This is a genomic window from Sulfitobacter sediminivivens, from assembly GCF_042611115.2.
In the GTDB taxonomy this organism is placed as follows: Bacteria; Pseudomonadota; Alphaproteobacteria; order Rhodobacterales; family Rhodobacteraceae; genus Sulfitobacter; species Sulfitobacter sediminivivens.
Window position 1 is genome coordinate 159890 of sequence record NZ_JBHGAR020000005.1, and the last position, 15542, is coordinate 175431.

Annotated in this window: 15 protein-coding genes; 9 read left to right on the forward strand and 6 right to left on the reverse strand. The window is 56.9% G+C overall.

Annotated elements, in window-relative coordinates:
* The 3 genes from ACEWL3_RS07895 to ACEWL3_RS07905 are packed head-to-tail and all read right to left on the reverse strand — an operon-like array spanning window position 1 to window position 2054.
* Window positions 1-522 (reverse strand): gamma carbonic anhydrase family protein, encoded by a 522-nt coding sequence (locus ACEWL3_RS07895; RefSeq protein WP_386178964.1) that lies wholly within the window; start codon window positions 520-522, stop codon window positions 1-3.
* Window positions 519-1160 (reverse strand): guanylate kinase, encoded by a 642-nt coding sequence (gmk, locus tag ACEWL3_RS07900; RefSeq protein WP_386178961.1) that lies wholly within the window; start codon window positions 1158-1160, stop codon window positions 519-521. The genes ACEWL3_RS07895 and gmk overlap by 4 nt, the downstream gene beginning before the upstream one ends.
* A gap of 3 nt (window positions 1161-1163) precedes the next feature.
* Window positions 1164-2054 carry a YicC/YloC family endoribonuclease gene (locus ACEWL3_RS07905; RefSeq protein ID WP_386178958.1) on the reverse strand — a complete coding sequence of 297 codons (891 nt, stop codon included), beginning with the start codon at window positions 2052-2054 and terminating at the stop codon, window positions 1164-1166.
* Between the two features lie 257 nt (window positions 2055-2311).
* Here ACEWL3_RS07905 and ACEWL3_RS07910 point away from each other — a divergent pair, with 257 nt between their 5' ends.
* Window positions 2312-3016 carry a PAS domain-containing protein gene (locus ACEWL3_RS07910; protein ID WP_386178955.1) on the forward strand — a complete coding sequence of 235 codons (705 nt, stop codon included), beginning with the start codon at window positions 2312-2314 and terminating at the stop codon, window positions 3014-3016.
* 104 nt (window positions 3017-3120) lie between these two features.
* On the opposite strand, the gene ACEWL3_RS07915 is transcribed toward ACEWL3_RS07910, so the two are convergent.
* On the reverse strand, window positions 3121-4491 hold the full coding sequence (locus ACEWL3_RS07915) for a class II 3-deoxy-7-phosphoheptulonate synthase (protein ID WP_386178952.1): 1371 nt from the start codon (window positions 4489-4491) through the stop codon (window positions 3121-3123).
* A 192-nt stretch (window positions 4492-4683) separates the two neighbouring features.
* Between ACEWL3_RS07915 and ACEWL3_RS07920 the strand changes: the two genes are divergently transcribed.
* Window positions 4684-5688 (forward strand): GlxA family transcriptional regulator, encoded by a 1005-nt coding sequence (locus ACEWL3_RS07920; protein WP_386178949.1) that lies wholly within the window; start codon window positions 4684-4686, stop codon window positions 5686-5688.
* A gap of 10 nt (window positions 5689-5698) precedes the next feature.
* Here ACEWL3_RS07920 and ACEWL3_RS07925 read toward each other — a convergent pair whose 3' ends face one another.
* The gene (locus tag ACEWL3_RS07925) at window positions 5699-6748 is read right to left on the reverse strand and encodes a PQQ-dependent sugar dehydrogenase (RefSeq protein ID WP_386179468.1); all 1050 of its coding nucleotides are present in this window, start codon (window positions 6746-6748) and stop codon (window positions 5699-5701) included.
* A gap of 235 nt (window positions 6749-6983) precedes the next feature.
* On the opposite strand from ACEWL3_RS07925, the gene ACEWL3_RS07930 reads away from it, so the two are divergent.
* The 6 genes from ACEWL3_RS07930 (at window position 6984) to ACEWL3_RS07955 (ending at window position 12794) form a co-directional block, all read left to right on the forward strand.
* Window positions 6984-8174: an ABC transporter substrate-binding protein gene (locus tag ACEWL3_RS07930; protein WP_386178946.1), complete on the forward strand. Its 1191-nt coding sequence runs from the start codon at window positions 6984-6986 to the stop codon at window positions 8172-8174.
* Between the two features lie 130 nt (window positions 8175-8304).
* On the forward strand, window positions 8305-9087 hold the full coding sequence (locus ACEWL3_RS07935; RefSeq protein ID WP_386179465.1) for an ABC transporter ATP-binding protein: 783 nt from the start codon (window positions 8305-8307) through the stop codon (window positions 9085-9087).
* Entirely contained in the window at window positions 9084-9659 is a 576-nt protein-coding gene (locus ACEWL3_RS07940; protein WP_386178943.1) for a hypothetical protein, read from the forward strand. The genes ACEWL3_RS07935 and ACEWL3_RS07940 overlap by 4 nt, the downstream gene beginning before the upstream one ends.
* A 1-nt stretch (window position 9660) precedes the next feature.
* Window positions 9661-10479 carry an ABC transporter ATP-binding protein gene (locus tag ACEWL3_RS07945; protein ID WP_386178940.1) on the forward strand — a complete coding sequence of 273 codons (819 nt, stop codon included), beginning with the start codon at window positions 9661-9663 and terminating at the stop codon, window positions 10477-10479.
* Window positions 10480-10482: 3 nt separating this feature from the next.
* Window positions 10483-11493: a branched-chain amino acid ABC transporter permease gene (locus ACEWL3_RS07950; protein WP_386178937.1), complete on the forward strand. Its 1011-nt coding sequence runs from the start codon at window positions 10483-10485 to the stop codon at window positions 11491-11493.
* Window positions 11490-12794 (forward strand): ABC transporter permease subunit, encoded by a 1305-nt coding sequence (locus ACEWL3_RS07955; protein ID WP_386178934.1) that lies wholly within the window; start codon window positions 11490-11492, stop codon window positions 12792-12794. Before ACEWL3_RS07950 ends, ACEWL3_RS07955 begins: the two co-directional genes overlap by 4 nt.
* A 72-nt stretch (window positions 12795-12866) precedes the next feature.
* On the opposite strand, the gene ACEWL3_RS07960 is transcribed toward ACEWL3_RS07955, so the two are convergent.
* Window positions 12867-14420 (reverse strand): helicase HerA-like domain-containing protein, encoded by a 1554-nt coding sequence (locus tag ACEWL3_RS07960; protein ID WP_386178931.1) that lies wholly within the window; start codon window positions 14418-14420, stop codon window positions 12867-12869.
* A 454-nt stretch (window positions 14421-14874) separates the two neighbouring features.
* On the opposite strand from ACEWL3_RS07960, the gene ACEWL3_RS07965 reads away from it, so the two are divergent.
* Window positions 14875-15531: an invasion associated locus B family protein gene (locus ACEWL3_RS07965; RefSeq protein WP_386178928.1), complete on the forward strand. Its 657-nt coding sequence runs from the start codon at window positions 14875-14877 to the stop codon at window positions 15529-15531.
* Window positions 15532-15542: the final 11 nt, after the last annotated feature.

The following is a 15542-nucleotide window of genomic DNA, read 5'->3' on the forward strand; positions in this document are numbered from 1 at the left end:
TCAGATCGGTTTGAGGTCGCGCCGAAAGCGTGCCGCGTTTTGCGCATAATGCTCCGCACTGACGGTCAATGCCGCAACTGCCTTATCATCAAGCTGCCGGATCACCTTGCCCGGTGCGCCCATGACCAGCGATCCATCTGGGATATCTTTGTTTTCTGTGATCAATGCACCTGCGCCAATCAGGCAATTCTTGCCAATCCGGGCCCCATTCAGCACTGTGGCACCCATCCCGATCAGGGAATTATCGCCGATGGTACAGCCGTGCAGCATCACCTTGTGCCCGATTGTGCAATTGGTCCCGATCGTCAGCGGAAACCCCATATCCGTATGAAACACGCAGTTTTCCTGCACATTACTGCCCCTGCCCACATGGATCACTTCGTTGTCGCCGCGCAGTGTTGCGCCGAACCAGACGGAACTGCCCGCTTCAAGCATAACCTTGCCAATCAGATTGGCGTCCGGGGCAACCCATGCGTCATCATCAACTGTCGGGCGATCGGTCCCCAAAGCATAAAGTGTCATGACAATTCCTCAAACTCCGCCTGCAATTTGCGCACATGGTCATTCAGGTGCGTTTGCTGGCTGCGCCGCAGACGGCTGGCGATGATGATCGACCTGAGCTGGGCCTCTGTTTTCTCAAGATCGTCGTTGATCAGGACAAAATCATAGCCATCCCAGTGGCTTATCTCGTCCCAGCTTTTTTCCATCCGCCGGGCCACGGTCCCGGCATCATCCTGCGCACGGGTCAGAAGCCGGTTTCTGAGTTCCGAAATTGAGGGGGGCAAAAGGAAGATTGTCAGCGTATTCAAGCCTTGGGTGGAATTGCGGATTTGCTGCGCGCCCTGCCAGTCAATGTCAAAAAGAACATCTGTTCCGGTCTGCATCGCGGCCAGCACGGGGGCCTTGGGTGACCCGTAGAAATTCCCGAAAACATGGGCATGTTCTAGCAATTCACGCTCTGCAACCATTCTCTTGAATTCAGGTTCGGACACAAAATGATATTCGCGCCCATTCTCTTCGCCCGGACGGGCGGCGCGCGTGGTGGCCGAAATCGAAAACGAGATTGTCGGATCCCAGGTCCGAAGCGCCCGTGCCAAAGTGGATTTACCGGCCCCGGAAGGCGAGCTGAGAATGATCAATAATCCCTGTCGGTCCGTCATTTTTTACTCCACATTCTGCACTTGTTCGCGCATCTGGTCGATCACCGCCTTCAGCGCCAGCCCAACGGTCGTCAGCGCCTTGTTCTGCGCCTTGGAACACAGTGTATTCGCCTCACGGTTGAATTCCTGCATCAAGAAATCCAGCTTGCGCCCCACGGCACCACCCTGCCCCAACAGTTCGCGCGCCGCCGACACATGGGCACCAAGCCGGTCTATTTCTTCGGTGATATCTGATTTCACGGCGATCAATGCCAGTTCCTGTGCGATGCGTGCCTCATCCGCGCCGTCGGCATTGTCCATCACCCGCGCCAAATCGCGGCGCAGGGTTGCGGCCATCTCATCTTTGCGGGTTTTGCCAAGGGCTGCGGCCTTGGATGTCAGGCTGGCCACCTGTGCCAGCTGGGTGTCCAGCAGGTCGGCCAACAACGCCCCCTCGCTTTGCCGCATGGCGTCAAAATCTGCCAGCACCGCATCGAAATCGCTCAGCAGCGTGGCGCAAAGTGCGGCGGTGTCCTGCCCCGGTGCGGATTGTTCCAGAACGCCGCGCATTGTCACGATGTCTGTGGCCTTGGAGGGGGCCAATGACAGCCCCGCGTCCATCGCCTGTTGTTCGATCTGGTGCAATGCGCTCAGCACAGCGGCCAGTTGGTCGGCGTTGACCGTCAGGCCCGTGGCCCCGTCCTCGCGCACGAGACGCAGGTTGCAGGCGATGTTGCCACGGGTCGCGCGGGCGGAAAGTTTCTTGCGCAATCCGGCTTCAAGCCCGTCAACCCAGTCGGGGACGCGCAGGCGCAGATCAAGGCCCTTTCCATTCACGGAACGGACTTCCCAACCCCAACTGAACGGCGCGTTCGCATTGCTGGCAGATGCAAATCCTGTCATCGACCTGATCATATGGAGGGTCCTTTTTGGCTCGGCGATGCCGTCCCAATACGGGCAAACAAGGGTCAGGAGCAAGCCCCGCCAGCAAAGGTTGAGCGCATTAACCGATTAACCAGACGCGCGAAAAAGTCACCAATTGTATCAAAGGCCCGCTATTAAGTCTTTGGTAAGGACTGTGGCCCTGGTGCCGCATGTTGGCGCGGTATTGGCAGGATTTTGAGATAAATGCGCGCAGCCCTGAAACGAAAACAAAGGTAAGGTGAACGCTGATGGACAAGCATGGCCAGAACGCGCAAAATGTTGTCTCTATGTCAGATTATCAATCAGATTCCGGGTTTGCCATCATCGCGCAGATAGAAGCCTATTGGGAGGCGCTGCGGGGGGGCAATCTGTTGCCCAAGCGGTCCGAAGTCGATCCACGCGGGATCGAAGCGGCGCTGGAATATGCTTTTATCCTTGAGCGTATCGCACCCGGTATTGCGCGGATGCGGATTGCAGGCAGCCATTTGAACGAGTTGATGGGGATGGAGGTTCGCGGTATGCCGCTGACCGCGATGTTTGCCCCGAATGCCCGCCGCCAGATTGCTGATGGGCTTGAGGATGTGTTTCAGACACCTGCCACTGCCAGCCTACGCCTGACGTCACCCGGTGGTGTCCGGCGCGTAACGCTTGATGCAAGGATGGTGTTGCTGCCGCTCAAAAGTGACCTTGGCGATGTGAGCCGCGCCTTGGGATGTCTGGTCAGCCGTGGCGACATCGGCACCGCCCCGCGCCGGTTTGATCTGATCGAGCAAGAGGTGCGGCCCTTGGTGCCTGGTCAGACGGTTGCGCGTGTTGACCTTCCTGTGGGACCTGTGGTCCGACCCGCACCGCATGACCAGATGCCGGGGTTCCGTGCGCCCAAAGCGCCTTTCAAGGGCAAAGAGGGCAAGGTGCCACCGCCGTATCTGCGGCTGGTCAAATCCGACAAGTAAATTGAGCCACGTATGGCACGTTGTTGTTACCACGCAAAACGCCGCTGCGCAGAATGCCAGCGGCGTCGTTGTTACTTAGAGAGCCCGATCAATCCGGATCAGCCTTAGCCAGCGGCCTGTGACGCCTGTGATGTGCGGCGGGCTGACAATTCTTCGGCCACTAGGAATGCCAGTTCAAGGGACTGGCTGGCGTTCAGACGCGGATCGCATGCGGTATGATACCGGTCTGAAAGATCCTCATCACTGACCGCACGTACGCCGCCTGTGCATTCCGTCACGTCCTGGCCGGTCATCTCAAAATGGACACCGCCGGGCACTGTCCCTTCGGCGGCATGCACGTCAAAGAATTCGCGCACTTCGCGCAGCACCGATTCAAATGGCCGCGTTTTGTAGCCGCTTGAGGACTTGATGGTGTTGCCGTGCATCGCGTCACAGGTCCACACAACATCTGCGCCCTCTTCCTGCACGGCCTTGATCAGACGTGGCAGATGGTCGCCGACCGATCCGGCCCCGAACCGCGCGATCAGCGTCAGACGCCCGGCCTCGTTTTCGGGGTTCAACGTTGCCATCAGCTTTTTGAGGTCGTCCACTTCCATGCTTGGCCCGCATTTCAATCCAATGGGGTTCTGAACGCCGCGCGCAAATTCCACATGCGCGCCATCCGGCTGGCGGGTGCGGTCCCCGATCCAGATCATGTGACCCGATCCCGCCAGCCATTTGCCGGAGGTCGAATCAAGTCGTGTCAACGCCTGCTCATATTCCAGCAACAGCGATTCATGGCTGGTATAGAATTCCACAGTCGAGAATTCATGGGTCGTGCTGGCGGTAATGCCAGCGGCGGACATGAAATCAATTGTGTCCTGAATACGGGTGGCGATCTCACGGTATTTTTCGGCGTCATCGGCATCGGTAAAGCCCAGTGTCCAGGCGTGCACCTGGCTCATGTCGGCAAAACCGCCTGTTGAAAAGGCGCGCAACAGGTTGAGTGTCGCGGCGGCCTGAGTATAGGCACGCAACATCTTGGTTGGATCAGGAATGCGCGCCTCTGGTGTGAATTCCAGCGCATTGATGATGTCGCCACGGTAGCTTGGCAGCTCAACACCGTTCACGGTTTCGGTAGGCGCGCTGCGTGGTTTGGCAAATTGGCCCGCCATCCGGCCCAGTTTGACCACTGGCACCTTGGCACCGTAGGTCAGCACCATTGCCATCTGCAGTATCACTTTGAACGTGTCGCGGATCGCATCTGAGCTGAACTGCTCAAAGCTTTCGGCGCAATCGCCGCCCTGCAACAAGAATGCCTCGCCGCGGCTGACAGCGCCGAGGTGTTTTTTCAGTTTCCGCGCCTCGCCGGCAAAGACCAGAACCGGATAACGTGCCAGCTGTGCCTCAACGGCATTCAAGGCGGCTTGATCAGGATAATCGGGCATCTGGATTCGCGGTTTGGTGCGCCAGCTTGCTGTACTCCAATTGGTCATTTGTCATCTCTCCGGTCATTTGCGCAAATGTCAGCGCTATCGTGAGCCTTTCCTATACAAAAACAGGTCAGAAGTGACCAGAACCCAAATTCGGCCTCTTGACCTGACCTGACCCACATGAACAAGCTTTGCGGCAGGTCTTGTCGCCAATGGAACATGATGACCTAAGAATAATTAAAGAAAGACGTCGCGATGTCAGATCCGCGCCCGGCCACACGGATACCGCCGAACACCGACAAACCACGCCGGTTTGTTTTTGTGCTGTTAGAGGAATTCACGTTGCTGAGCTTTGCCTCGGCTGTGGAATGTCTGAGGATCGCCAACCGGATGGCATCACGACAGGCCTACACATGGCGGATCTTGGGTGAAGGTGGCAACACGATGCCAAGCTCGTCAGGTGCGGTGTTCGCGCTTGATGGTGATCTGGATGAATTGGCGCGCGATGATACGGTGATGATATGCGGCGGTATTGATGTTCAGGACGGGACCACCAAAAAGCTGCTTGGGTGGCTGCGCCGCGAGGCCCGCAAGGGACTGATGGTCGGGGGGCTGTGCACGGCTGCGTTTACGCTGGCCAAGGCCGGGTTGCTGGACGGTAAAAAAGCGACAATCCATTGGGAGAACCAGGACAGCTTTGCCGAAGAATTTCCCGAAGTGATGCTGACTAAATCGGTCTTTGTTGTGGATGGTAACAGATTGACCACAGCGGGCGGAACATCGTCGATTGACCTGATGCTGAAAATAATTGCCGATGATCTGGGTGAAGACATGGCAAATTCTGTGGCCGATCAACTGATCTATTCGTCGATCCGCACCGATCAGGACACCCAGCGTTTGTCGGTGCCAACGCGCATCGGTGTACGTCATCCAAAACTGAGCCAGGTCATTCAGATGATGGAAAGCAACATCGAAGAACCGATCAGCCCGTCGGTGCTGGCACGTGATGTGGGCATGTCCACCCGCCAGCTTGAGCGGTTGTTCCGGCGCTATCTGAACCGGTCGCCCAAACGTTACTATATGGAATTGCGCCTGCAAAAGGCGCGTAATCTGCTGATGCAGACGGACATGAGCGTGATCAACGTGGCACTTGCCTGCGGTTTTGCCTCGCCATCGCATTTCTCAAAATGCTACCGGGCGCATTATGACACCACGCCCTACCGGGAACGCGGTGCCCATGCGGCGCGGTTGTCGATCTGACGCACTTGCCCTACTCCGCCGGGGTCATCCGGTACACTATTCCCTGAGGTTCCGAGATAAACCAGATTGCACCGTTTGGCCCTTCGACGATATCGCGAACCCGAGTTGTTTCCTTTGTTTTGATCTGCGCCACCTCTTGCAGTGGATCGCCGGAAAGGCGGCTGATGTAGTCAAACTTCAGTGACCCAACAAAGATGTCGCCCGCCCATTGAGGAAACAACGCACCGGAATACACCAGCAATCCCGAAGGTGCGATAGATGGGTCCCAATAGAATTCGGGCTGTTCCATACCGTCCTTGGCGGTACCTTCACCAATCTTTGCACCGGAATAATGCCGCCCGTAAGAAATGATCGGCCAGCCATAGTTTGCACCCTTGATGATGCGGTTTACTTCGTCTCCGCCCTTGGCCCCGTGTTCGGACACCCACAGATGCCCTGCCCCGTCCAATCCTGCCCCCTGCGGATTGCGATGACCGTATGACCAGATTTCGGGCTGGACGCCGGAGCGGCCCACAAATGGATTGTCCTGGGGGACTGACCCATCGCGGTTCACGCGCACCACGGTGCCATTGTGGCGGCTCTGGTCCTGTGCGGCGGGTCTGTCGCCCCGTTCGCCAATGGTGACGAACAACGTTCCATCCGGTGCCTCGACGACGCGTGACCCGAAATGACGTCCGCCGCTGCTGCCTGCAGCCATCTCGAAAAGCAGCGTCACATTCTCAAGCTCCGTGCCATCGTCCGACAGTCGCGCACTTGCCAATGCGGTCCCGCTACCGCCGCCCGACTGCGGCTTGGCGTAGGTCAGAAACAACACACGCGACCGGTCAAAATCCTGCGCAAGCGTCAGATCCAAAAGCCCGCCTTGACCGTCAAGTGCGACCTCTGGCACCCCTGCGACCTCGGTGCGTTGTCCGCCCCGGTCATAGATCAATTGCCCGCCTTTCTGAGTGACCAAAACGCCGCCATCTGCCAGCGGTGCAATCGCCCAAGGTGCATCCAAACCAGTGACCACGGGGTCAATTCTGACCGAAAGTTCTGCATTTGCGCTGAATGGCAGCATAGCTGAGGTTGTCAGCATCAGCAGGAAATTGGGTAATTTCTTCATCAAATGCATGGAAATTCTCCTGTTTTGGATGTGCTTTTCAGGAAATGTAGGCAACTTGGGCAAATAATCCACCAACAGGGTCGTGATGTGAGGCCGGTGCCCGTTGGGATCGGTCAAAAACTACTTTTCTTTTAAGAAACCACCGCCTAACGTCTGCGGCGAACATCATGTTCCAACAAGGGAGATCCTCATGAAAAAGATGCTTATGGCCACAACGGCTGCGGCACTGCTGGCGACACATGCTTATGCTGACGCCCACGCGAAAGAAGTTAAACTGGGCATTGAATTTGGTTTCACCGGCCCGATTGAATCGCTGACCGGCCCGATGTCTGCGGGTGCGGAACTGGCGATGAAAGAAGTCACCGACAGCGGTATGCTGCTTGACGGTGCCAAGGTCACGTCGATCCGTGCGGATTCAGGTTGTATCGATAACGGTCTGGCCGTGTCCGGTGCAGAACGCCTGATCGCCGAAGGCGTCAACGGTATTATCGGCGGTGATTGTTCCGGTGTGACAGGTGCAATGCTGCAAAACGTGGCAATCCCGAATGGCATGGTGATGATTTCGCCGTCCGCCACATCGCCCGGTCTGACCACCATGGAAGACAACGGCCTGTTCTTCCGGACCTCGCCATCTGACGCCCGCGAAGGCGAAGTGATGGCGGAAATTCTGGTGGAGCGTGGCGTCAAATCCATCGCCCTGACCTATACCAACAATGACTATGGCAAGGGTCTGGCGGATGCGATTGAATCGTCATTCAAGGCTGTTGGTGGCGAAGTGACCATCGTCGCCGCGCACGAAGACGGCAAAGCGGATTATTCTGCCGAAGTGGGTGCGCTGGCCTCTGCCGGTGGCGATTTGCTGGTTGTTGCGGGCTACCTTGACCAAGGTGGTGCGGGTATCATCAAATCCGCACTTGATGCAGGTGCCTGGGAAACATTCGGTCTGCCCGGCGGCATGATCGGTGAAAACCTGCCCAAAACAATTGGCCCTGACCTGAACGGGTCGTACGGTCAGATCGCGGGCTCCGAAGGCAAAGGCATCGATACTTTAATCGAAATGGCGGGCGACGCATTTGATGCAACGTCACCTTACACGCCAGAAGCCTATGACGCGGCGGCCCTGTTTCTGCTGGCGATGCAAGCTGCAAATTCCGTTGATCCTGCTGATTACAAGGACAAAATTCTGGAAGTTGCCAACGCACCAGGCGAAAAGATCTATCCCGGCGAACTGGGCAAGGCACTTGAACTGCTCAAGGCAGGCACAGACATTGATTATGTCGGTGCATCAGCTGTTGAACTGATCGGACCGGGTGAGGCCGCTGGCACATACCGTATGATCGAAGTCAAAGACGGCAAGAACGAAACCATCGGCTTCAAGTAAACCTTGATGGCATAGATAATGCAGCCCGCAGCGATGTGGGCTGCATTCATGTATAAGACGACCAATAAATGATCGGCCGACAACGGACCGACACTACGGGGATGGACGCATGAGCCTTGAAAACGAACACATGATTGTGGTCGACGATCTGCACAAGCATTTTGGCGGATTTCGTGCTGTGGATGGCGCAACGCTGACGATTGACCGGGGTTCCATCACAGGCTTGATCGGGCCAAACGGGGCTGGAAAAACCACTCTTTTCAATGTGATCGCCGGCGTTCTTGCACCAACTTCGGGGCGTGTTCTGATGGATGGTGAGAACATCACCGGGCTGCCACCGCATGAATTGTTTCACAAAGGTCTGCTGCGTACCTTTCAGATTGCCCATGAATTTTCATCGATGACCTGTCGGGAAAACCTGATGATGGTGCCGGGCAATCAATCCGGTGAGACCTTGTGGAACACATGGTTTGGCACAAAACGCATCGCAGACGAGGAACGCGCCCTGCGCGCCAAGGCCGACGAGGTGTTGGAATTCTTGACAGTGGAACATCTGGCCGACCAGAAAGCGGGTCAGATTTCGGGCGGGCAGAAGAAATTGCTGGAGCTTGGCCGCACCATGATGGTCGATGCCAAGATCGTGTTTCTGGATGAGGTTGGCGCGGGCGTGAACCGCACCCTGCTCAATACCATTGGCGATGCGATCATCCGGCTCAATCAGGAACGCGGCTATACCTTTGTAGTGATCGAACACGACATGGAATTTATCGGGCGCCTGTGTGATCCGGTGATCTGCATGGCCGAGGGCCATGTGCTGGCCGAGGGCACATTGGCAGAGATCAAAGCAAATGAGCAGGTGATCGAGGCTTATCTCGGTACCGGTCTCAAGAACAAGGACAAGGTGGGCGCATGAATTTGCGTGCCCTGAGCATCGCAGGTGCTGCGGCGATCGCCCTGCCCCATGCGGCGGCGGCCTGTGCGCAATTGACTGAAAATGTCTGGATGTGTGATCGCGATACCGCTTGGGAAGGGGCCGCATGGGACACTGCGGGCGACGGATCAACGCTTATTCTGGGCAATCTGGCACTGAGTTTTACCGAAGAATGGCCGGGATTTAAGATTGGCGATGACCTTGCCACGCTTGAGGAACGCTATGCCACATACGCTGAATGGATCGCGGCCGATGGCGACGCCCCGCTTGAGGTGTTCCAGAACGATCGTCTGACATATGGCAGCGGCAGCGCGGTTCGGTCGATCCAAAGAGACGCCCTTGAGGGGGACACGTTCTTAAGCGCTGTGATGTTGGCCGAGGTCGGCGCGTCGCGGATCATGCTGTACCTTGATGCGCCCGAAACCACCGATATTGCCAACATGGATACCCTGTCGCGGAGCGTTTTGGCGTTACTCCATGACAACTGCGCGGATCCGATTTCCTGCGCGGATGATTACCAGCGGCCTGATCCGGCTGCGAATGAAAGAGGCTGAAATGAGCGACGCTTATAGTGACCGCGGCAACAAGGACCTGTCGATTGGCAATCCCAAGGGGCAAGGCAGTGTCATCCCAAGATCGAGCGGTGAAAGCTTTGCCGCCCCCGGTGGTCCCTTCCTGATTGGCGAAGGGATGACGGCAGGGTATGGCAATGGCCCCGATATCCTGCACGATTGTACCATCGCAGTGGATCAGGGCGAGATTGCGGTGATCGTCGGCCCCAATGGCGCGGGGAAATCGACCGGCATGAAGGCGGTTTTTGGCATGCTTGATATGCGTAAAGGTCATGTACGGCTGGACGGCGAAGATATCACCAACCTGTCGCCGCAAGACCGCGTTGGCAAGGGGATGGGATTTGTCCCGCAGACCTCGAATATTTTTACCTCGATGACGGTAGAAGAGAACCTTGAAATGGGTGCCTTTATTCGTCGCGATGACTTTAGCGATACCATGGCGCAGGTCTATGACCTGTTCCCGATCCTCAAGGAAAAGCGCTATCAGGCGGCGGGCGAGTTGTCGGGCGGTCAGCGCCAGCAGGTCGCCGTGGGCCGCGCGCTGATGACGCAGCCCAAGGTGCTGATGCTGGATGAACCGACGGCAGGGGTCAGCCCGATTGTGATGGATGAACTTTTTGACCGCATCATCGAGGTGGCGCGCACCGGGATACCAATCCTGATGGTCGAACAAAACGCCCGCCAAGCGCTTGAGATTGCTGATAAAGGCTATGTTCTGGTGCAAGGGGCGAATGGGTACACAGGGACCGGCAAGGAACTTTTGGCCAACCCCGAAGTCCGCAAATCGTTTTTGGGGGGCTGAGGTATGGACCTACTCAACGCAATCATAGCGCTCGCAAACTATGTTCTCATTCCGGGCATCGCTTATGGATCGCAACTGGCCCTTGGAGCGCTGGGTGTCACGCTTGTCTACGGCATTCTGCGGTTTTCCAACTTTGCCCATGGTGACACGATGGCGATGGGGGCGATGGCTACGGTCTTGATGACTTGGCTGTTCCAAAGCTGGGGGATCAGCCTTGGTCCGCTGCCCACCGCCCTGCTTGCCCTGCCCTTTGGTATCTTGTTCGCAATTGGTTTGCTGCTGGGGACGGACCGCGCGGTTTATCGCTTTTACCGGGACAAAAAGGCCAAGCCGGTGATTTTGGTCATCGTCAGTCTGGGTGTCACATTCATCTACAATGGCATCACACGGTTTATCATTGGCGCGGATGATCAGAACTTCCTTGATGGTGAACGCTTCATCATTTCGGCGCGTGATTTCAAGACGTTGACCGGGCTTGAAGAAGGATTGTCGATCAAGACCACCCAAGCCATCACCGTGATCACCGCGATTGCGGTTGTGGCACTGCTGTTCTGGTTTCTGAACAAAACCCGCTCGGGTAAATCCATGCGTGCCTATTCCGACAACGAGGATCTGGCGCTGCTGTCGGGCATCAACCCTGAACGCGTCGTGATGATCACCTGGATCATCGTGGCAACGCTGGCGACGATTGCCGGGGTGCTTTATGGGCTTGATAAATCGTTCAAACCCTTCACGTATTTCCAGCTTTTGCTGCCGATCTTTGCGGCCGCCATTGTGGGCGGGTTGGGCAATCCTCTGGGGGCCATTGCGGGTGGTTTTGTGATCGCGTTTTCCGAAGTTACCATCACCTATGCTTGGAAAAAGGTGCTGGTCTACGCCATGCCGGAAAGCCTTGAGCCCAGCGGTCTGGTGCAGCTTCTCAGCACCGATTACAAATTCGCGGTCAGCTTTGTCATTCTGCTGATTGTGCTGTTGATCAAGCCCACGGGCCTATTCAAGGGGCAGTCCACATGAGCCAGATCCAAAAAAACTCTTTGTTGTTCGCGATCATCGCGGCGCTGATCCTCTATGTAGGGTTTTCGAGCAGTTGGAATTCGGCGCTGCTGATCATCGCAATGGGGCTGATTTCATCGATCATGGCGCTTGGCGTCAACCTGCAATGGGGGTTTGCCGGACTGTTCAACGTGGGCATCATGGGCTTTGTCGCACTTGGCGGTCTGGCCGCCGTGCTGGTGGGCATGCCTCGCACGGAAGGCGCATGGTCGGGGGGTGGTTTTGCGATAGTCGGCGCGTTGCTATTGGGGGCGGGCACTGTAGTCGCAGCGGTCCTGATGATGAAGAAGATGCGGCCGGGCTGGACCCGGAACCTTTCAGTCATCGCCGTTCTTGTGGTGGGTTTCTTTGTGTTTCGGGCGTTTCTTGACCCGGCGGTGGAACGTGTCGAGGCGATCAACCCCGCCGCGACCGGGTATTTGGGCGGCCTGGGTCTGCCGGTCTTGATCGCCTGGCCGGTGGGTGGGTTGTTTGCCGCTGCCGCCGCCTGGCTGATTGGCAAGACAGCGCTTGGGCTGCGGTCAGATTATCTGGCGATTGCCACGCTGGGGATTGCCGAGATCATCATCGCCGTGCTCAAGAACGAAGATTGGCTGACGCGCGGTGTTAAGAACGTCATCGGCGTGCCGCGCCCAGTGCCCTATGAAATTGATCTGCAAAACAGCGCCAGCTTTGTTGAAACGGCTGCACGCATGGGCTTTGATCCGGTTGAAGGATCAACGCTTTGGGTCAAGGTTCTTTACATCGCGCTTTTTGCTGCGGTGTTGTTGATCCTGCTGTGGCTCAGTCAACGGGCATTGCATTCGCCATGGGGCCGCATGCTGCGTGCCATTCGCGATAATGAAGTGGCCGCCGAAGCGATGGGCAAAGACGTGACCGCGCGCCATCTGCAGGTGTTTGTTCTGGGCTCTGCGATCTGCGGGATTGCGGGCGCAATGATGACCACGATGGATGGACAGTTGACACCCGGCACCTATCAGCCGCTGCGCTTTACGTTCTTGATCTGGGTGATGGTGATTGTCGGCGGATCGGGTAACAACTTTGGTGCTGTGCTTGGCGGGTTCCTCATCTGGTTCCTGTGGGTTCAGGTCGAACCGATGGGCCTGTGGCTGATGAATGTGATTACCTATGGCATGGCAGACGGATCGGCGCTTAAGGCACACCTGATTGAGAGTGCGGCGCACATGCGGTTGCTGACAATGGGGCTGGTGTTGCTTTTGGTGCTCAGGTTCAGCCCGCGTGGCCTGATCCCTGAGAAGTAGGCATTTCAGCCAGATCCGGTGTGGGTTTGGCTGATGTTGCTTATGTGTATTTTAAGAACAATGAATTGGGGGTCAGCGCCCCTTGAACAATCCACCCAGAATGCCGCGTACGATGCGGCGTCCTGTGGTGCCCTTAAGCTCTTTGATGACGACAGACGCGATGGCCCCGCCGAACCCTTCGTCAGCTTTGCGCCGGGGCGCGCGGGAGGTCGAGCGTCCGACCCCTTTGCCCGCGTAGCGCCGGGCGCTGTTGAATTCGCGCAAGGAAGGTGTGGCGTCTTCGCTTTGGGCCGCCTCTTCGGCAGCCGCTGCGGCTTTTGCTGCCTCATCCGCGCGCTTTTTCAGCATCTCAAAGGCGGATTCGCGATCAAGGCGGGTCTCGTATTTGCCGCCCATGGCTGAGGTGGCCATCAGCGCTGCGCGTTCTGCTGGATCGATGGGTCCAAGCTGCGAAGAGGGCGGGCGGACCAGCGTGCGTTCAACAATGCCCGGCACGCCTTTTTTCTGCAAAAAGGAGGTCACCGCTTCGCCGACGCCGACTTCTCTGATGGCCTCTTCGGTATCAAAGCGTGGGTTTTCGCGATAGGTCTGGGCGGCCATGCGCAGCTCTTTTTGGTCTTTGGCGGTAAAGGCGCGCAAGGCGTGTTGCACCCGGTTGCCCAGTTGGCCCAGAATGTCATCAGGCACATCGGCTGGATTTTGGGTGATGAAATAGACCCCCACGCCTTTGGAGCGGATCAGGCGGGCCACCTGTTCGACCTTGTCAACAAGCGCCTTGGGCGCATCCTCAAACAGCAGATGCGCCTCATCAAAGAAGAACACCAATTTGGGCTTTTCGGGGTCGCCCACTTCAGGCAGTTCTTCAAAGAGTTCGGACAAGAGCCAGAGCAGGAAAGTCGCATAGAGTTTGGGGGCCTGCATCAGCTGATCGGCGGCCAGGATGTTGATGAACCCACGCCCGTCGATGTCGGTGCGCATCAGGTCGCTGAGTGCCAGGGCGGGTTCGCCAAACAGGTCGGCCGCCCCCTGGTTTTCGAGGACAAGCAAGCGGCGTTGAATTGTCCCGACAGAAGCCGTCGAGACATTGCCATAGCGCAGCGAAAGGTCTTTGGCGTTTTCACCGATCCAGACCAGCAGAGCCTGCAGGTCCTTGAGATCAAGCAGAGGCAACCCATCCTCATCAGCCACGCGAAAGGCGATGTTCAGAATGCCTTCCTGGGCCTCGCTCAGGCCCAGAAGCTGACCGAGCAACAACGGTCCCATTTCGGAAACTGTGGTGCGCACCGGGTGGCCTTGGGTGCCAAACAGATCCCAGAACGTGACCGGGAAGGCACCGTAAGCATAATCCTCAAACCCAATCTTTTGGGCGCGTTCCATAAAAGGCGTGTGCAATTTGTGATCTGCACTGCCGGATTTTGCGAGGCCTGACAGGTCGCCTTTGACGTCAGACAAAAATACCGGCACGCCTTGGGCGGCAAATCCTTCGGCGAGGATCTGTAGGGTAACAGTCTTGCCGGTGCCGGTGGCCCCCGCAATCAACCCATGTCGGTTTGCATAACCGATGCTCAGAAACTGCTGCGTTTCGTAATCCGTCCCGCCACCGCCGATAAAGATGTCTTGTGTCACAATAATTCCCCTCGTACCTGCATGGCACCGATCCGTTCCGGCAGAGCATACAAACTTAACCTTTGCACGCCATAGTCTATTTGTTCCTGCCCGACATGTCCTCGTTCGGGTCGGGACACTTCCTCCCTGTCAGACTGGCCGTGCCTTCGGGTACGGCCTTTTTTTGAGACTGAAGCGTTGTGCCAAATGTGATCGAAATGGGGCATCTTTTTTGTTGACCGATGACATATCGTTTCGTAACGTCCGCTCAATAAGTCGGCACAGTCCGATGGGGAGATCAGAAGAACGTGAAAGAGGGTGCTTTGCGCCCTCTTTTTCATTTGCGGATGGCGGCTTGTCGGGGCGCAGGACAATCGGCGTTAATCCACTTTCGAGGGTGCAAATTGACTGATCCCCACTGACATTGGTTTGTGGGCATGGTAGAGGGTCGCAACGCAACAGAACTGGAACTGATATGAGCAAGTTTTTGACCACCCTGCCGCTGTGTGCAGCCCTTGCACTAATGATGCCAATGGCGTCTTTTGCCCAAACGGCGACGGTAACCCCTGCTGAAACAACCGAAGAACAAGATGCCACGCCCGCAACCGGTGCCAGCGGTACTGCGGCTGATATCGAAGACCAGCTGAGCCTTGGCGAAGATGCCAACAAGGACCCGGAACTGGGCAAGCCCTATACCAAAGAAGTGATCGGCGCCTGGGAAATGCGTTGCATCAAGACCGAGGAAGAGGTTGACCCCTGCCAGATGTATCAATTGCTGGACGACGGTGAAGGATCACCTGTCGCTGAGGTATCCCTGTTCCGTCTGGCAGAGGGCGGCAAGGCCGAGGCTGGTGCGACAGTTGTTGTGCCGCTTGAAACCTCCCTGCCCCAGCAGTTGACCGTATCGGTCGATAAGAACAAATCGCGCCGCTATCCTTTTGCGTTTTGCAATCCTGTTGGGTGTTATGTGCGTTTGGGTCTGACCAAGGAAGACGTGGCGTCTTTCAAACGTGGAAATTCGGCGGTGATCACGATTGTTCCGGCACTCGCACCGGATCAGAAGGTTGAACTGGAACTGTCGCTTGAGGGCTTTACCGCCAGCTATGACAAGGTCTCTGTGATTGAGCAGTAATGCAAAGCGCC

What these genes read in the sequence shown, in the direction of transcription:
- ACEWL3_RS07895 (WP_386178964.1), bottom strand. Translation starts at nt 522, where the DNA reads ATGACACTTTATGCTTTGGGGACCGATCGCCCGACAGTTGATGATGAC.
- gmk (WP_386178961.1), bottom strand. Translation starts at nt 1,160, where the DNA reads ATGACGGACCGACAGGGATTATTGATCATTCTCAGCTCGCCTTCCGGG.
- ACEWL3_RS07905 (WP_386178958.1), bottom strand. Translation starts at nt 2,054, where the DNA reads ATGATCAGGTCGATGACAGGATTTGCATCTGCCAGCAATGCGAACGCG.
- ACEWL3_RS07910 (WP_386178955.1), top strand. Translation starts at nt 2,312, where the DNA reads ATGGACAAGCATGGCCAGAACGCGCAAAATGTTGTCTCTATGTCAGAT.
- ACEWL3_RS07915 (WP_386178952.1), bottom strand. Translation starts at nt 4,491, where the DNA reads ATGACCAATTGGAGTACAGCAAGCTGGCGCACCAAACCGCGAATCCAG.
- ACEWL3_RS07920 (WP_386178949.1), top strand. Translation starts at nt 4,684, where the DNA reads ATGTCAGATCCGCGCCCGGCCACACGGATACCGCCGAACACCGACAAA.
- ACEWL3_RS07925 (WP_386179468.1), bottom strand. Translation starts at nt 6,748, where the DNA reads ATGCTGCCATTCAGCGCAAATGCAGAACTTTCGGTCAGAATTGACCCC.
- ACEWL3_RS07930 (WP_386178946.1), top strand. Translation starts at nt 6,984, where the DNA reads ATGAAAAAGATGCTTATGGCCACAACGGCTGCGGCACTGCTGGCGACA.
- ACEWL3_RS07935 (WP_386179465.1), top strand. Translation starts at nt 8,305, where the DNA reads ATGATTGTGGTCGACGATCTGCACAAGCATTTTGGCGGATTTCGTGCT.
- ACEWL3_RS07940 (WP_386178943.1), top strand. Translation starts at nt 9,084, where the DNA reads ATGAATTTGCGTGCCCTGAGCATCGCAGGTGCTGCGGCGATCGCCCTG.
- ACEWL3_RS07945 (WP_386178940.1), top strand. Translation starts at nt 9,661, where the DNA reads ATGAGCGACGCTTATAGTGACCGCGGCAACAAGGACCTGTCGATTGGC.
- ACEWL3_RS07950 (WP_386178937.1), top strand. Translation starts at nt 10,483, where the DNA reads ATGGACCTACTCAACGCAATCATAGCGCTCGCAAACTATGTTCTCATT.
- ACEWL3_RS07955 (WP_386178934.1), top strand. Translation starts at nt 11,490, where the DNA reads ATGAGCCAGATCCAAAAAAACTCTTTGTTGTTCGCGATCATCGCGGCG.
- ACEWL3_RS07965 (WP_386178928.1), top strand. Translation starts at nt 14,875, where the DNA reads ATGAGCAAGTTTTTGACCACCCTGCCGCTGTGTGCAGCCCTTGCACTA.